Origin of the sequence: uncultured Chitinophaga sp., assembly GCF_902168175.1 — a bacterium.
In the GTDB taxonomy this organism is placed as follows: Bacteria; Bacteroidota; Bacteroidia; order Chitinophagales; family Chitinophagaceae; genus Chitinophaga.
Genome location: NZ_CABHOU010000103.1, coordinates 66058 through 83024 on the forward strand (window position 1 = coordinate 66058; position 16967 = coordinate 83024).

Here is a 16967-nt window from a genome sequence, read left to right on the forward strand (position 1 = left end):
AGCCGTTCCCTAAAAACCGTGCGATGATGCTAAAGACCTTCAGACTACTATTTCTGCTACTTACTTTTTTTACGGGTACATACGCCCAAACCCAGTACGAGCTTAATACCGGCTGGTCGTGTAACAACATTGGCAAAGTAAGTACCAGCGGCGAAACCTTATCGCAACGCAATTACGCCCTGGATGGCTGGTTACCCGCCACAGTTCCGGGTACCGTATTAACTACGCTGCTGAATAACAGGAAGGTGCCCGATCCTTTTTATGGCATGAACAATCAGCTTATCCCGGATGTGTACCATACGGGTAACGATCATTATACTTATTGGTTCGTGAACGACTTTAAGGAGCCAAAACCTACAGCAGACGGACAGGTTTGGCTGCACTTCCGGGGTGTGAACGATGGCTGCGATATATTCCTGAACGGGTACAAGTTGAATAATGCACGCCACTACGGCGCTTACCTGCGCCATTCCTATAATATAACAGCCTGGCTGGACAGGAACGGGAACAACCGGCTCGCCGTCATCGTATACCCGCCGGCAGTGCCCGGTAATCCTAATGGTGGTCAGGGTGGCGATGGTACTATTGCGAAGAACGTTGGTCCGCAGTACACAGCTGGCTGGGACTGGATACAACCTATGCGCGATCGTAATACAGGCATTTGGGACAAGGTGACGGTGGAAAGAACCGGGGCCGTCCGTATCCTGCACCCGCATATCGTTACCAGGGTAGCTGGCACCAGGAAGCCGGCTGATGAACAACAGGCGCCTGCACTGATACAGGTAGGTACAGAATTACAGAACAGCACTGCTAAAAGCATTGCAGGCATATTAAAATATACGCTCGCAGGGAAGGTGATAAGTAAAGCGGTTACTATCGGCGCCAATAAGTCGTTAACGGTACAACTGCCTGACCTTACCTTACAACAGCCGAAACTCTGGTGGCCTGCCGGTTACGGCGGGCAATACCTGTACCCGATGGAGCTACAGTTCCTCATAAATGGTAAAGTAAGCGATGTGGAAGAATTGCAGGTAGGGGTGAGGGAGATACAAACCTACTGGAACACACATACCCGCAGCCGCGAAACTGCTGTTAACGGACAAAAGATATTTATTAAAGGAGGCAACTGGATCGCTTCTGATGCGATGTTCCGGTTTACGAAGGATCGTTATGATGCGGAGGTACGTTTTCACCGCGATATGCACCTTAACCTGATCCGCATATGGGGCGGCAGCCTCACCGAACGGCCAGAGTTTTACGAAGCATGCGATAAATACGGCCTGCTGGTGTTCCAGGACTTCTGGATGTCGGGCGATTGCAACGGCCGCTGGCTGGATCCTGCAAAGAAGGAGGACCAATGGACGCGCAGGGCTTACCCGGACGATCACAACCTGTTTCTTGAATCGGTGGCCGACCAGGTGAAAATGCTGCGCAATTACCCATCCCTGGCTTTCTGGTGCGGCGGTAATGAAATTACACCGCCACAGGACATCCTTAATGCCATGAAGGATAGCATCTTACCATTACTTGATGGCACACGCTATTTCTATGATTATTCTAACACCGACAGTATGTCGTACAATACCATCGGCGGCAACGGCGACGGGCCTTATGGTATACAGCAAATCGCTACATTCTGGAACCAGCGTACCTTCCCGTATAACTCCGAAGTGGGTTCGGTTGGTGTTGGCGACTACGCTTCGCTCGAACGTTTTCTGCCGGAAGTAAACCGCGTACCGCCGGTAGGCAAGGTAGATTCGGTATGGCAATACCACAAATACATAGGTTACGATCATCACCTGCAGCCTTATGGAAAGGTGGAAAACCTGAAAGACTGGGCCAATAAAGCACAACTCGTGAACTACGACCAATACAGGGCACTGATGGAAGGTTTCAGCTCGCATATGTGGGACTGGTATACGGGCGTTATCATCTGGAAAACACAAAACCCATGGACGGCCATGCGCGGTCAGATGTATGATTATTATCTCGATCCCAATGCCTGCCTGTACGGCCTGCGTAAAGGCGGCACACCGCTGCACATTATGTACGACCCTACCGATGGAATGGTAATGGCCGCCAACAATACATTTGATTATGCCCGCCACCTGATGCTGGAGTTGAAGGTATATGATATGCAGGGCCGCGACAGCCTGCTTACACAGGTGTTCGTAGAAGCGCCGCCTGCTACCATCCAGAAGTATCTTTCAGAAAAGAAACGGCTTGATAAACTGAGGGAGAAGGAAGGTGTATTTTTCTCCTTAAAACTGATCAATACAAACCGCGAAGTGGTAGATGAAAACCTTTACTGGCTGCCAGCTGCGGATGGCAATCATACCGGTTTGCAGCAAATGCCTGCCGCCAAACCACAAATTACGGCCAGGCAAACCGGGGATAGTATTACGGTTACCATATCAAATACGGCGAATAGCCCGGTTGCTTTCTTTAACCGGGTATCACTGGTAGATAAACAGCACAGGAAGCGAATACTGCCCGTGTTTTACAGCGACAACTATGTATCCGTATTACCCGGCGAAAAGCGCGAAGTAATAATCAGCGGTAAATGGAAAGAAGATGCGCTGGTTGAAGTATTCGGATGGAATGTGGAAGAACAGTACATCGAAATAAGATAAGAAAAGCCGGAGTTCCTGCTCCGGCCTTTGTTATTTTATTTTCGTGTATTTATCGCGGCGATCGACCCTTAGTATAAATCCGTCTTTTACGAACTCCACGTCTATGGGTACATTCGGCATCCAGTAAAACACCGTGGGAGAGGCAGGGTTCAACACCAGGTTGTTCCGGGAAGCTGCCACTTTCAGTTGCGTGCCGGTGCTGGTTACCTGTACAGTGTCTTTACTTTTATTTACATAAGTGCCCGCATAACTGTTCAGCACTTTGGCAGGTACTTCCACGGTTTTAAAACGATGTTTGCTTTGCGCCAGCATCCAGGTGTACAGGCTGTCGTTGTTGTAGGTCTGCGTCCAGCTGTCGTGCGTAGCTTCGGGGTAAATGGTGAACTTTACGTTTTTATTATACTGCTTCAGTGTGTTTACCATGGTTTCGCTTTGTTTGATAGATACTACATTGTCTTTAGCACCATGGAAATTCCAGGTAGGCATGTAGCGAAGCCTCCAAAGATCGGTGGTGTCGCCGCCGCCGCATATTGGTATAATGGCCGCAAATTCTTCCGGGTGTTTCTGCGCCAGCGCCCAGGTGCCGTAACCGCCCATACTCAGGCCTGTCAGGTAAATACGGTCATCGTCTACCAGGTATTTCTTTTTAATATCGCGCAACATCTGGTAAAGTATGTCGGGCTGCCAGCCAAAGCCGGATGATTGGGGCGATACCACGATAAAGGGGAACTTTTTACCGGCTTCCACCAGTTTGGGCAGGCCATGCGCTTTTACTTTATTAAGATCGGTGCCGCTTTCGCCGGAGCCGTGCAGGAATATTACCAGTGGCCAGCGTTTGGTTGTATCGTCCTTGTAGCCATCGGGCAGCGATAACAGGTACTTTGTTTCTACCACAAATTTCTCGGCCGTCTGTTGTGCCTTTACTAGCAGTTGTACCAGCAGTAACGTGGAAATCAGGAAAAGATGCTTGATCATATGTTTGAGGGTTATGCTATCAATATACAAAATGTTCAGCTTGCACCACGGTCATATTCTCCTTATCTTACCATGAACACGTCATGAATTTATGAAACGACTGGCCTCCCTGTCCACCATCGGTGCGCTGATCTTTTTAACGTTAATGTCCTTTAAGCCTGCCCCGCGTTTCCGCGCCCTTGTTTTGTCTGAGAGCGGTGGTCATCATATAGCGTATTCCAGAGCGGCCAAAGTATGGCTTGATCAACTGGCTGCCGACAGCAGTTTTGTGATCGACTATATCAACAATACAGATAAGATTGATGTGGATTTCCTGCAACAGTACCAGCTTTTTATCCAGCTCGATTATCCGCCTTATGGCTGGAAAGATAAAGCTGCTAAGGCTTTTGAATCTTATATTAATGAAGGGAAAGGTGGATGGATCGGCTTCCACCATGCCACATTGCTCGGCGAGTTCGACGGATTCGGTATCTGGCCCTGGTTTTACAAATTTATGGGACAGATCCGTTTCAAAGATTATATCGGCAGTTTTGCTTCAGGTACAGTGCGGGCGGAAGATACGCTGCATCCTGTATTAAAGAACGTTCCAAAGGCTTTTTCCATTAAAACCGAAGAATGGTATGTGTACGATAAAAATCCGCGTTCCCATGTACATGTGCTGGCGAACGTAGATGAGAATTCTTACAGTCCGGCTTCCGGTAAAAAGATGGGCGATCACCCGGTAATATGGACCAACCGCGATTATAAAGCGCGGAATGTATACATATTCATGGGCCACTCGCCCGACCTGTTTGACAACGAAGATTATAAAACCCTCTTCCGCAACGCTATTTTCTGGGCGGCCGGCCCGTATATCCCGCTAAAAATGCCTGGGGCACCAAACCTGGAATAGCCGCTTACTGCCGTCGCCAGCTGTCGTGGCTACCTGGCTGTAATCCTTCGGCATAGTTTCTACAGGTGGTAACGCGACGTAAATCCCTGTCGTTATCCACCCTTCAAATTGTCATTTTTGCACCGCATCGCAGTTAGGGTAAGGGTGTATGTTTGCATAGTACAACGAACATTGATCCCTCAAAAAAATAAATGAGTATGCAAAAGATCACACCCTTTCTGACATTAGCTGGCAGAGCCACGGAGGCCGCTAATTTCTACACAGGTATCTTTAAAGATGGTAAAATTACCAGTACCATGCCCGGCCCCAACAACACCGTGATGGCGTACACCATCGAAATAGAAGGACAGCCGTTTTATATCCTCAATATGGGAGTGAACGAAAAGCCCACGCCGGCTATTTCATTTTTTATTAACTGTAAAAACCAGGAGGAGTTAGATCATTACTGGAACAGCCTCACCGACGGTGGAAGTCCCATACAGTGCGGCTGGCTTACCGACAAGTTTGGCGTGGCCTGGCAGGTAGTGCCGGATATTTTGATGAAGTATATGGTCGATAAAAACCCGGTAAAGGCAGGCAATGTAGCACAGGCTATGATGAAGATGGTGAAGCTTGATTTTAAGGGAATACAGGATGCGTACGATAAAGAGTAGTAACGTGAAACATAAAAAAAAGGAACCGTATGGTTCCTTTTTCTATTTAAGTGTTTTAGCCGTTTCTTTTAAAAAGTCGCCCAGCTGTTCGTAGTTTACCAGCTGTCCCTGCTTTATCATCGCGGCTTTACGCTGCGGGGTGGTGGTATTGACGAAATATCCGTCTATTTCATCCAACCCTTCTGCATTAAAAATATTAAAAACCACTTTTTCTTTTGATGCACTGATAACGGCTGCATAGTGGCCGTTTTTCAGGTAGTGTGGTTTACCGTATTGGATGCGTTCTTCCACGTCGGGCACTGCCGTATGTATCGTTCTCCTCAACTCCTCGCAAACGCTCACCTGCCACTCGGGCAACTTTGCAATGTACTGTGTTACTTCCTTGTTCATGGGTTCCGTTTTTTGATGATGCAAACATACGACGCAACATTGGTTTACAGGGGGTATTGTTGCGACATAATTAAGGCGATTTTTGCACAAATAAAAAACGCGCACCCGTAAAGGATGCGCGCCTGTATTATAAAGCTATAAACTAGATAAATTTCAATACTTCTTCGCCAATCGCTTCTGTACCAAGGATTTTGTCGGCCGGGGTAGAGGCATCGGCGATATCACGTGTGCGGAAACCGGCTTTCAGCACCTTATCTACTGCGCTGATCACTGTTTCGGATTCTTCCTTCATACCAAAACTGATGTCGAGCAGCAGTGCGGCGGAAAGGATGGAGGCCAGCGGATTGGCAATTCCTTTGCCGGTAATGTCGTGTGCCGAACCGTGAATAGGCTCGTACACACCCGTTCCATCACCAATAGAGGCAGAAGCCAGCATGCCCATGGAACCAGCGATCTGCGAAGCTTCGTCGGTAAGGATATCGCCAAACAGGTTAGCGGTAACAACCACATCGAAGCGGCGTGGATCTTTGATCAGCAGCATAGCGGTGGCGTCTACAAACTGGTGTTCTACTTCCACATCGGGGTATTCGAGCGCTACTTTTTGAATAACTTCTCTCCACAAACGCGATGTTTCGATTACGTTGGCTTTATCTACGGAGCAAAGTTTCTTTTTCCTGGTACGCGCGGCGTCAAACGCTTTGCGGGCAATACGTTCTACTTCATAACGGCTGTATTCTGCAATGTCGTAAGCGGTATCGCCATTGTTTTTACGGCCTTTTTCACCGAAGTAAATATCGCCGGTCAGTTCGCGGAAGAAAAGAATATCGGCTCCTTTTAAGATCTCGGGTTTGATGCTGGAAGCGCCCAGCAGCTCATCGAATAATTTAATAGGACGGAGGTTGGCGTAGAGGCCCAGTTCTTTGCGCATCTTCAGCAAACCTTGTTCCGGCCTTACTTTGGCAGTAGGATCGTTGTCGTATTTAGGATGGCCTACCGCGCCGAACAATACAGCATCGGAGTTGCGCATCTTTTCCAGCGACTCGTCTGGTAAAGGATTGCCGGTAGCTTCAATGGCTACGTGACCAATCAGGGCTTCATCGTAAGTAAAAGTATGACCGTGTTTAGCGGCTATCTTATCCAGTACCTTTTTGCCAACTGCCGTTACTTCCTGGCCAATTCCATCGCCGGGAACGATTAATATATGCTTGCTTGCCATGTGGTGATATGATGTGAGGTTTAAATCAGGTTGAGCATTTTCTGGGTGGCCTTTATTGCAGATACCGTCTGGTCGCTGTCGAGCCCGCGGGTTTTAAATTCGCGTTCGTTATGGTGCCAGGTAATGATGGTTTCGCAAAGCGCATCGCTTTTACCACCGGGCGGTATGCGTACAGCATAATCGCTAAGGCCGGGCAGTTCCTGCTTTTTCTTTTTGTAGATGCGTTTCAGCGCGTTCATAAAGGCATCGTACTGTCCATCGCCCTGTGCATGTTCCTCAAACACTTCGCCGTTTATCAGGATACGCAGTGTGGCCGAAGGTTTCAGGTTCTTGGAGTGGGTGAGTACGTAGTCTTCTATCTTCACCTTTTCCTCGATGGTATTACTATCGAGAACGTCGGAAATGATGTATGGCAGATCGGCCTGTGTTACCACCTCTTTTTTATCGCCCAGTTCAATAATGCGTGCCGTTACTTTTTTAAGGTCGGCGTCCGACAATTGTATGCCCAGTTGATGCAGGTTGTTTTCAATATTCGCTTTGCCGCTGGTTTTACCCAGGGCGTATTTGCGCTGGCGGCCAAAACGTTCGGGCATCAGGTCGGAGAAGTACAGTTTGTTCTTCTTATCACCATCTGCATGTATGCCCGCGGTTTGCGTAAACACATTTTCGCCCACCACCGGTTTGTTGGCCGGTATGCGGAAGCCGGAAAAGGTTTCCACCAGTTTACTTACGCTGTACAGCGACTTCTCCGCCACGGCAGTTTTTACCCCGGGCATAAAGTCGTGTAACACCGCAATGGCGCTCGCCAAAGGCGCATTACCAGCACGTTCGCCCATCCCATTAATAGTCAGGTGTAGGCCATGTGCGCCGGCTTTAATGCCTTCAAGCACGTTGGCCGTACCTAAATCGTAATCGTTATGCGCGTGGAAATCGAAGTGCAGCTTTGGATAGCGGGCCACGATTTCGGTAATGAACGTGGTTACTTCAGAAGGAATAAGCACACCCAGCGTATCTGGCAGCATTACGCGCTTAACGGGCTGGCTTTGCAGGAAGTCGAGGTATTCATACACATATTCCGGCGAATGGCGCATACCATTACTCCAGTCTTCGAGGTACACGTTACATTCCAATCCCTTTTTACGGGCCAGTGCAATAACGGCGGCTACTTCGGCAAAGTGTTGTGCTGGTTTCTTTTTAAGCTGATGGGTGAGGTGGTTGAGCGAGCCTTTCGTGAGCAGGTTCATTACCTTTGCCCCGGCTTTTAACATCCATTGTACAGACACGTCGCCGTCTACGAAAGTGAGTACTTCTACCCGGTCGAGGTAACCATTGGCTTTCGCCCATTTGGTAATGCCTTTTACGGCCGCAAACTCGCCTTCAGACACGCGCGCGGAGGCAATCTCGATCCTGTCTACCTTCACTTCCGTTAGCAATAACTGGGCGATGGTCAGCTTCTCAGAAGGTGAAAAGCTCACCCCGCTGGTCTGCTCCCCGTCGCGCAGGGTAGTGTCCATTATTTCTATGTAACGTGGCGCCGTTGGCATAATTGTAAACTATTAATACATGCTTTTCGCAGCAAATGATTGTATTTCGTCTTTCATGGCCTGCAGGTAATCGATGTCGTCGAAGCCGTTGGTCAGGTTGTGTTTTTTGTAGGTGTTAATAGCGAACGATTCGCTTTCGCCGGTGGCCAGGATGGTGATGGTTTGCGCTGGCAGATTTACTTCTACCTGTGCATTCGGATCGGCCTCTATCGCGGTGAATATTTTATCCAGGAACTCGGGACTCACCTGTACGGGCAGTATGCCGATGTTAAGCGAGTTGTTTTTGAAGATGTCGGCGAAGAAGCTGGATACCACGCAACGGAATCCGTAATCGTAGATAGCCCAGGCTGCGTGTTCGCGGCTGCTGCCACTGCCGAAGTTTTTACCGGCTACCAGTATTTTACCGGAATAGATCGGGTTGTTCAATACGAAATCCTGTTTAGGGGAATCGTCGTTGTTGTAGCGCCAGTCGCGGAAAAGATTATCGCCAAAACCTTTACGTTCGGTTGCTTTCAGAAAGCGTGCAGGGATGATCTGGTCGGTGTCCACGTTCTCGATTGGCATAGGAACGGCGGAGCTGGTAAGTACGGTAAATTTATCGTAAGCCATTATAATGTAAGTATCGTGTTGTGATCGTTAAGATATTAAGCCATCAGTTCTCTTGGGTCGGTAACTACACCGGTTACTGCCGCAGCCGCTGCTACCAGCGGACTGGCCAACAGTGTGCGTGAACCGGGGCCTTGTCTTCCTTCGAAGTTGCGGTTGCTGGTGCTTACTGCATACTTGCCGGCCGGAATTTTATCGTCGTTCATGGCCAGGCAGGCGGAACAACCAGGCTGGCGCAGTTGAAACCCTGCATCGGTAAGGATGTCGAGAATGCCTTCGTCTTTGATCTGTTGTTCAACAATATGAGAACCGGGTACGATCCACGCGGTAACATGGTCGGCTTTTTTTCTTCCTTTGATAATAGAGGCGAAATCGCGGAAGTCTTCGATGCGGCCGTTGGTACAGCTGCCAATGAAAACGTAATCCACTTTTTTGCCCAGCATCGCTTCTTCTTCATGGAAGCCCATATAGTCAAGCGATTTCTCGTAGGTCGATTTACTGCCGCCCTGATCGGCTGCTGAAGGTATATGTTGGGTAATGCCCATGCCCATACCCGGGTTGGTACCGTAGGTGATCATGGGTTCGATATCGGCAGCGTTATACGTATACTCCTGGTCGAAGGTGGCACCTTCGTCAGTTTTCAGTGTTTTCCATACTTCTACCGCTTTATCCCATGCTTCGCCTTTTGGCGCTTTCTCACGGCCTTTAATATAAGCAAAGGTAGTCTCGTCCGGAGCGATGATACCACCGCGGGCACCCATTTCAATGCTCATGTTACACACGGTCATACGACCTTCCATGCTCATGTTTTCGAACACCTCGCCCGCATATTCCAGGAAGTAACCGGTAGCGCCGGCTGCTGTGAGCTGGGAGATAATATATAGAACAGCATCTTTCGGTGTTACGCCTTTGCCCAGCTTACCGTTGATGGTCACGCGCATTTTCTTTGGCTTCGGCTGCATAATACACTGCGACGATAACACCATTTCTACTTCAGAGGTACCGATACCGAAGGCAATTGCTCCGAATGCACCGTGTGTAGAGGTGTGTGAGTCGCCACATACGATGGTCATACCCGGAAGGGTAATACCATTTTCTGGTCCAACTACGTGTACAATACCGTTCTTGGGATTACCGAGTCCCCAATGTGAAATACCATATTTGGCGGAGTTGGTTTCCAGCGCTTTAAGCTGGTTGGCAGAAAGCGGGTCCTGCACGGGCAGGTGCTGGTTGATAGTAGGCGTGTTATGATCTGCCGTGGCAAATGTTTTGTCCGGGAAAATAACACCCAGTCCCCTGTTTTCCAGTCCCAGGAACGCTACCGGGCTGGTCACTTCGTGAATGAAATGGCGGTCGATAAAAAATACATCTGGTCCGTCCTCAATCTTTCTCACTACGTGTGAATCCCATACTTTGTCAAATAACGTAGTGGGTGTACTGCTGCTCATTTTTGAAAATTTTATAGTATAACCTTAGAATCGTTTGGAATCTTCGCACAAGTTCTGACTTTTTCAGAAGATTTTCTAATGATATGGTGCAGTTAGGGGGATAAATTGATGAGGATTGTCTGCGTTTGAGTGTGCCGGTGGTTGGCATATCTAATTGTAAATCATTAATTTAAGTGTTGAGTAGATGTCGTTTCGGGTTATAGTAGAAAACTACAATTAAATGGGGGAATTTGTGACATTTGGCTGACAAAATGGTTCGTTTGCCAGCTGGATTGTGTCATAAGTTGCGAATTTGCCTTGGTGAAATAGTAATTCACACAGACAGGTGTTAATGCTGGTTGGCCAGTGTCAATTCCTTTCTGTCAGATGTTAATCCTGTTCGTCAAAAGGCCAATTCGGTCGGTGAGCTATTAATTCCTGTTCGCCAGAAGGTAATTACGCTCAGCCAGATGTTAAATCCTGTTCGTCAGAAGGCAATTCTGCTCCGACAGATGTCAAATCCTGTTCGCCAGAAGGTAATTACGCTCAGCCAGATGTTAAATCCTGTTCGTCAGAAGGCAATTCTGCTCCGACAGATGTCAAATCCTGTTTGTCAGAAAGTAATTCCGCTCCGCCAGATGTCAAATCCTGTTCGTCAGAAGGCAATTCCGCTCCGCCAGATGGCAAATCCTGTTCGTTAGCAACGAAAAATGCCTGGCGAAACATCACCAGGCATTCAACGGGTTTCTTTTTCTGCTCAGGCCACCAGGGTATAATGACCGAAAGTACCAGGAACAGGAAAATCAGGGCCTATCTTCTTTCAACATTAGAATACGTATGATACGGTGGTCATCCAGTTACGTGGTGCGCCGGGGAACAGGCGGATGTAATCGTAACCGCCGATCCAATAGGTTTTGTCGAGCAGGTTGTTCATGTTCAACTGTAACTGGAACTTATCAATTTTATAGAACAGCGCCGCGTTCAGCAATTCATAACCAGGCAGGGTTTGGGTCACATTGTCGGTGTTACGTTCTGTTACGAAGTTGCCGCCCACGCCAATACCTAACCCTTTCAGCAAACCTGTGCTGAGGTTGTATTTTGTCCAGAGGCTGCCCTGGTGTTTTGGTGCGCCTGCAGGCTGACGGCCGATTTCTGCTTTGTTGGTACTTTCTTTAATACCTGATTCGTTAAACGAGTAAGTAGCGATCAACGACCAGTTCGGGGTGATCTGTCCTTTTACGTCCAGTTCCACACCTTTAGATTCAACCAGGCCTACAGGACGTAGCAGATCGGGGTTGGTGGCATCGCCTGCATTATACAGTACGTTCTTCATCTGGATGCGGTAAGCCGCCAGGGTTACGGATAATTTCTCGTTAAACCAGTCGCTTTTACCGCCCACTTCCATCAGGTTGCTGATCAGCGGGTCGAATGGTCCGCCAGCATTGGGGCCCATCTTGGTAGTGTCCTGGACATTGTAACCTTCGGTGTAAGTAGCGTAAACGTTAATGTGTTTGTTCACAGTGTAAACGAGGCCCACTCTTGGAATGATGGCATCCTGGATATCGTCGCGCTCAAATGGTTTGTCGTAGTTTACCTTGCTGTTGAAGCGATCGTAACGTAAGCCCAGTAAGGCCTGTAATCTTCCAAACGTGATCTGGTCCTGGATGTATATGCCCTGCGCGTTGGTGAACGACGCATCGTAGTTCGTTTTAACATAGAAGTACTTGCTCATGTCGTACATCTGGTACGGACTGGTAGAAGTGAGGTCGAAGTGCGGCACGTTTGGCACCGGGCTTTTCTGACCATTCACGACCGTGTACTGGAAGTTAGCCGGACGGGCAGCATTGTACGCAGAAGCACCGGTGTTAGTCGCGTTGCGGTAACCGTTTGCCTGCTGCTGTGCAGCGCCCCATGGCATTTTGTACTGCGCGTAATCGTAGCCGAATAACAGTTTATGGCTGAGCGACCCCGTATTAGCATCGTAAGAGAAATAAGCGGATACGTTATCGGTAAACACTTTACGCTTGCGGATCAGTACCTGCATTTCTACGAGGGTGGGAATGGAACCACCGGCGCTGTCTTTCGCATAACCGTTGGCGGTACGGTGTTCAAGCAGATCTTCATCCCACATGCTTTTCAGGTAAGCCACATTCAGTTGCAGTTTTTTAGAAAACTGGTGGTTAAATGAAGTGGTGATCAGCAGGTTGTCTTCATTCAGGAAGTCGTTCGATGCGTTGAGACTTTTGGAAGTGGGCACAGAGTAGAGGTCATTATTACCGTACACAGCCTGCCCGCGGTCCAGCCGGCTCATGCTGCGGTTGTACACCACATCGAAGTTTAACCTTGTTTTTTCTGTTGGTAAAAAGGAGATAGAGGGCGCTACCACGAAGTTTTTGTCAAACTGCAGATCGCGGAAGCTCTGGGCGTTTTCGTAACCCAGGTTCAGGCGGTACAACAGTGTTTTGCTCTCGTTCATCGGACCGGTAAAGTCGGTGAATGCGCGGAAGGTATTGAAGCTGCCATTGCTGAAGCTTACACTCTGTTTCCTTTCGGCCAGCGGCTTTTTGGTAACCCTGTTGATCACACCCCCGGGAGAGGAGTTGCCGAACAACGCCGAGGCCGGGCCCTTAATCACTTCTACGCGTTCGAGGTAGTTAGTAAGTGGTTGTTTCCAGAAACCGGTAATGGTACGGAGGCCGTTTACCATCTGTACCTGACTGTTGTTCTGGGTACGGAAACCGCGTATGTTAAGGTCGTCGTAAGTGGTGTGCTGCGTAACGCCGCTCATGTACTTTACCACTTCTCCCACACGCAGTGCCTGTTGGTCCTGCATGAGTTCTTTGGTAACGTAACTGATGGATTGCGGTACGTCTTTTAAGGGCGTAGCGGTTTTGGTACCTACAAAGGAGTTGGTATTTTTATAACCAGATTCTTTACGGCCGGTGATCTCCACGTGCTGTAATTGCTCGGCAGACGAAGTAAGGCCGATATTCACCACGCGCGTTTCCCCATCTTTGAGGGTAATGCTGCGGGTAGTGGTTTCAAATCCCATAAAGGAAATAGTAAGCGTATGTTTACCTGCAGTCAGGTCAGTGAAAGTGTATGCTCCTTTTTCATTGGTAACGGTCACTTTCGATTTGTTGATGGATACGCTGGCACCAGGTACCAGGTTGTTGTCCGGGTCTTTCACCGTTCCTTTAATGGAGGTTTGTGCCTGCACACTGCTAATGCAGAAGGCTAATATGGCCAGTAGGAGTAATCGCATGATAAGGGTACGTTTATAGATTGATGCGCAAAGAAAATTCAACCTCGCGGTAACCGGCAATCGATTTGGGAAATAATTTTACGCAATGCGGAATTTTCGCATTCAGGTTTCACCGGACAAAACACTATGTTTACCGAATTAATTTCTATCGCCCCTCTGCTGCGGGTAGTTTTGGGCTATAAATCTTTTATTATGAAAAGAACGCTCATTCTAACAACTATTACCGTGATGCTACTAAGTTTCAGTAGCTGCCTCACCACCTTGTACCCGCTATTTAAACCCGAAGACCTTACTTTCGACGACCGCCTGCTTGGTAACTGGGGTACAGGCTCTAGTGGAGATGTAGTCACCTTCGAACGCGGCAGCCAGCAGTTGTTTTCGGAGCTGCCTGCGGGCCTGCAATTCCTGGCCGGCAAAGCTTACCTGGTAACCTCGAGGGATAACGAGGGGGAGATAAGGCAGCGGTACTATGCTTTCCTGTTTCGCATCGACGGCAACCTGTACATGGACTATTACCCTGCTGCAACGCCTGAAATACAAACTTACAGCCCCTTCTACGTCGCACATTTTGTACGCCTGCATAGCCTGTACAAGTTTAAAATGGATAACCCGCAGACGTTTGAAATTAAACAGTTTGATAGTGGTTATATGTCCGAACTGATTAATAATAAGCAGGTGCGCATCCGCCACGAAAGGAATGCTGATGGGGGAATCCTTATTACTGCATCTACCGCCGAACTACAGGATTATGTAAAGAAGTATGGCGATGTGCCAGGCGCGTATGAAGATCCCGGTACCTATAAAAAATTGAATTAACCCGCTAAAACCTTACAAAATGAGAAAGATCTGTTTATCTGTTATAATATTACTTGCATGCGGATTAAGCTCCTGCCTTACCACCATGCAACCTTTGGTTACGCAGGATAAAGTGGTTGTCGATAACCGGGTATGCGGCGACTGGAATACTGAAGATGGAGAGCTGCGTATTACACCTTTTATGCTCAGCGAAACCCGTAAGTCTATCGGCGATGAGCCCGTTTTTAGCAATGGAAAGCCCATTCTCGATAATAAAATAAGCCCGGCCGATAAGAAACGCGCGGAACATACCTTCGAGCTTTCATTTACCAGGAATGGTGTGAAACACTATATGCTGATGCAGATGATGAAGATTAATGGCGCCCTGTATGGCAACCTGGTGCCTTTATTTGCGGGTGAAATCGGGAAAGATAAAGTGGAGGGCGGCATGAATATCGCGGAAAGTGAATACATGCCAGGTTATACAATTGCTAAGATAGATGTGCTGGATAATGGGCAACTGTCTGTAAAGTTTGCTGATGGCGATTTTATTAAAAAGCAGCTGCTGGCCGGTAATATGAAATTGAAATATGAACACGATGCCTTGTTTGGCACCTTTGTAGTTACCGCCTCTTCGGCCGACTTACAACAGTTCGTGGCCAAATATGGGAACGACGAACGTTTGTTTGGCAGTAAAAATGCCATTACCTTAAACAAGAAAGGTTAAACAAAGATATGAGGACGATTCTCACACATCCCTTCTTCCGCCTGATTCAACACCTGATTTTCTGGGCCTGTACGTACTTCGTGTTCGTACAGGTCTTTAAATCGTCTTCGCCCGCCACGAAGATCGATTATATATATGCCGGCCTTTTCCATCTAACCCTGTTGCCCGCGGTATATTGTAACCTGTTATGGCTGCTGCCGGAGTTCGGCAACCAGCGTAAATGGTGGTTGTACATCCTCCTGCTGGTGGCCCTCATAGCCGTATGCAGTTGGGTAAACGATCGCTTCTTCCAGGACTGGTCGGCCAGTATCTTCCCTGACTATTTTTTTATATCCTATTTCAGTTTGTGGGAGATCGCCGCCTTTTTCGGTGTATACACCGGCCTCAGCTCGCTGCTGAAGCTCTCAAAATCCTGGTTTACGGTAAATGATCTGGAACGTAAACTGCTGGAAGCGGAAAAGGAGAAGGTGCAGGTAGAACTGAAAGCCTTAAAAGCACAGATCAACCCGCACTTCTTTTTTAATACACTGAACGGTATTTATGCCATGTCGCTCGAAAAAGATGACCGGCTGCCCGATACGGTGTTACGTTTATCACACCTGATGCGTTATTTCCTGTACGACACCCGCGAGGAGTTTGTATCACTGGTAAAGGAGTGGGAGATGGTGAAGGATTATATTGCCCTGCAGCAAATGCGTTCGGGCAATGAGTTAAAGGTAAATGTAACGGTTGATGGGGAGATAGGAGAGCAGCAGTTGCCGCCCATGTTGCTGATCACCTTCCTGGAGAACGCTTTTAAACATGGGGCTAAGGGTAATACCGGTACTGCAGGTATCACGCTGAACCTGGAACTATTCTCTCATCGACTGCTGTTCCGCTTGTCTAACACCGCAGGCAGGGTAGATGAGGTAGAACCCGAAAACTATAAGGGGCTGGGACTCGAAAACGTGCGCCGTCGCCTGGCTTTATTGTACCCGGGCAGGCATAAATTGACGATGGAGGAGAAACACAATACCTTTACTGTAATACTGGAACTTGATTTATGAGTACGATGTATAAATGTATGATCGTGGAAGATGAACCCCTGGCCCGCCAGGTGCTGGAAAAGTACATCGATGGCCATCCCTGTCTCGAACTGGTGGCTGTTTGTAATGATGCACTGGAGGCCCAGCGCGTGTTGTTGCAGCAACCCGTGGCGCTGGTGTTCCTGGATATTAACCTGCCGCGACTGTCGGGCATCAGTTTCCTGAAGGGGCTGGTGCAACCGCCCTGTATCGTATTCACCACCGCCTACGCCGAATACGCCGTAGAGGGCTTTGAACTGGATGCCGCCGATTATCTGTTAAAACCCTTCTCCTTCGAACGTTTCCTGAAAGCTGTTAACAAAGCCATCGCCCGCCTGGACAATCGCCAGGCCCGCCCCAGTAATGACGTGCCGCCAGCGATCTTTATCCGTTCCGACAAAAAAGTGTACCGCCTTAATATTGAAGACATCCTCTACATCGAAGCGCTCGACGATTATGCTAAAGTGATGACCGGCCAGGCGCAGTATCTCGTGAACGACACACTTAAAAGTCTGAGCGAACAGTTGCCCGATACGCACTTCCTGCGTATCCATAAGAGTTACATCATCGCCAAAGAACGTATCGTATTTATTGAAGGCAATTATGTAAGGGTGGGAGACAAGGACGTGCCGATCGGTGCATCTTACCGCGATGCCGTACAAGGGCTTATCGGGACCGATCAGCACAGGAAGAAAAAATAATTAATGTGAGAAATTGTCAGTTTCACTTAAGATATTCTCACTGAACAAATATCTTGTGCTGATGTTTAATCAGTAAATT

General features: G+C 48.3%; 14 protein-coding genes. 7 read left to right on the top strand and 7 right to left on the bottom strand.

The window, feature by feature from the left end; genetic code table 11:
• Positions 1 to 23: 23 nt before the first annotated feature.
• Complete coding sequence (locus QZT80_RS25010; protein WP_295128881.1) at positions 24 to 2633, top strand: glycoside hydrolase family 2 TIM barrel-domain containing protein; 2610 nt, start codon at positions 24 to 26, stop codon at positions 2631 to 2633.
• A gap of 30 nt (positions 2634 to 2663) precedes the next feature.
• Here QZT80_RS25010 and QZT80_RS25015 read toward each other — a convergent pair whose 3' ends face one another.
• Complete coding sequence (locus tag QZT80_RS25015; protein WP_295128884.1) at positions 2664 to 3608, bottom strand: alpha/beta fold hydrolase; 945 nt, start codon at positions 3606 to 3608, stop codon at positions 2664 to 2666.
• 91 nt (positions 3609 to 3699) lie between these two features.
• Between QZT80_RS25015 and QZT80_RS25020 the strand changes: the two genes are divergently transcribed.
• Positions 3700 to 4500 carry a ThuA domain-containing protein gene (locus tag QZT80_RS25020; protein WP_295128886.1) on the top strand — a complete coding sequence of 267 codons (801 nt, stop codon included), beginning with the start codon at positions 3700 to 3702 and terminating at the stop codon, positions 4498 to 4500.
• 197 nt (positions 4501 to 4697) lie between these two features.
• Positions 4698 to 5153, top strand: a complete 456-nt coding sequence (locus QZT80_RS25025; RefSeq protein ID WP_295128888.1) for a VOC family protein — start codon at positions 4698 to 4700, stop codon at positions 5151 to 5153.
• 42 nt (positions 5154 to 5195) lie between these two features.
• Here the strand turns inward: QZT80_RS25025 and QZT80_RS25030 are convergent, their stop codons facing one another.
• The 6 genes from QZT80_RS25030 to QZT80_RS25055 form a co-directional block, all read right to left on the bottom strand.
• Positions 5196 to 5543, bottom strand: coding sequence for a DUF1801 domain-containing protein (locus QZT80_RS25030; protein WP_295128890.1), 348 nt, complete (start codon positions 5541 to 5543; stop codon positions 5196 to 5198).
• 142 nt (positions 5544 to 5685) lie between these two features.
• Entirely contained in the window at positions 5686 to 6759 is a 1074-nt protein-coding gene (gene leuB / locus QZT80_RS25035) for a 3-isopropylmalate dehydrogenase (protein ID WP_295128891.1), read from the bottom strand.
• A 20-nt stretch (positions 6760 to 6779) separates the two neighbouring features.
• A complete protein-coding gene (locus QZT80_RS25040) occupies positions 6780 to 8303 on the bottom strand; it encodes an alpha-isopropylmalate synthase regulatory domain-containing protein (protein ID WP_295128892.1) in 1524 nt (507 codons plus the stop codon).
• A 12-nt stretch (positions 8304 to 8315) separates the two neighbouring features.
• Positions 8316 to 8912: a 3-isopropylmalate dehydratase small subunit gene (gene leuD / locus QZT80_RS25045; RefSeq protein WP_295128894.1), complete on the bottom strand. Its 597-nt coding sequence runs from the start codon at positions 8910 to 8912 to the stop codon at positions 8316 to 8318.
• 35 nt (positions 8913 to 8947) lie between these two features.
• Positions 8948 to 10357 (bottom strand): 3-isopropylmalate dehydratase large subunit, encoded by a 1410-nt coding sequence (gene leuC, locus QZT80_RS25050; RefSeq protein ID WP_295128895.1) that lies wholly within the window; start codon positions 10355 to 10357, stop codon positions 8948 to 8950.
• An 805-nt stretch (positions 10358 to 11162) separates the two neighbouring features.
• Positions 11163 to 13601, bottom strand: a complete 2439-nt coding sequence (locus QZT80_RS25055; protein ID WP_295128896.1) for a TonB-dependent receptor — start codon at positions 13599 to 13601, stop codon at positions 11163 to 11165.
• Positions 13602 to 13793: 192 nt separating this feature from the next.
• Between QZT80_RS25055 and QZT80_RS25060 the strand changes: the two genes are divergently transcribed.
• From QZT80_RS25060 to QZT80_RS25075, 4 genes are read left to right on the top strand one after another with little or no spacing between them, the layout of a single operon-like run.
• A complete protein-coding gene (locus QZT80_RS25060; RefSeq protein ID WP_295128897.1) occupies positions 13794 to 14417 on the top strand; it encodes a hypothetical protein in 624 nt (207 codons plus the stop codon).
• Positions 14418 to 14436: 19 nt separating this feature from the next.
• Complete coding sequence (locus QZT80_RS25065) at positions 14437 to 15123, top strand: hypothetical protein (RefSeq protein ID WP_295128898.1); 687 nt, start codon at positions 14437 to 14439, stop codon at positions 15121 to 15123.
• A gap of 8 nt (positions 15124 to 15131) precedes the next feature.
• Positions 15132 to 16169, top strand: coding sequence for a sensor histidine kinase (locus QZT80_RS25070; RefSeq protein ID WP_295128900.1), 1038 nt, complete (start codon positions 15132 to 15134; stop codon positions 16167 to 16169).
• Entirely contained in the window at positions 16166 to 16888 is a 723-nt protein-coding gene (locus tag QZT80_RS25075; protein WP_295128901.1) for a LytTR family DNA-binding domain-containing protein, read from the top strand. Before QZT80_RS25070 ends, QZT80_RS25075 begins: the two co-directional genes overlap by 4 nt.
• Positions 16889 to 16967 lie beyond the last annotated feature (79 nt).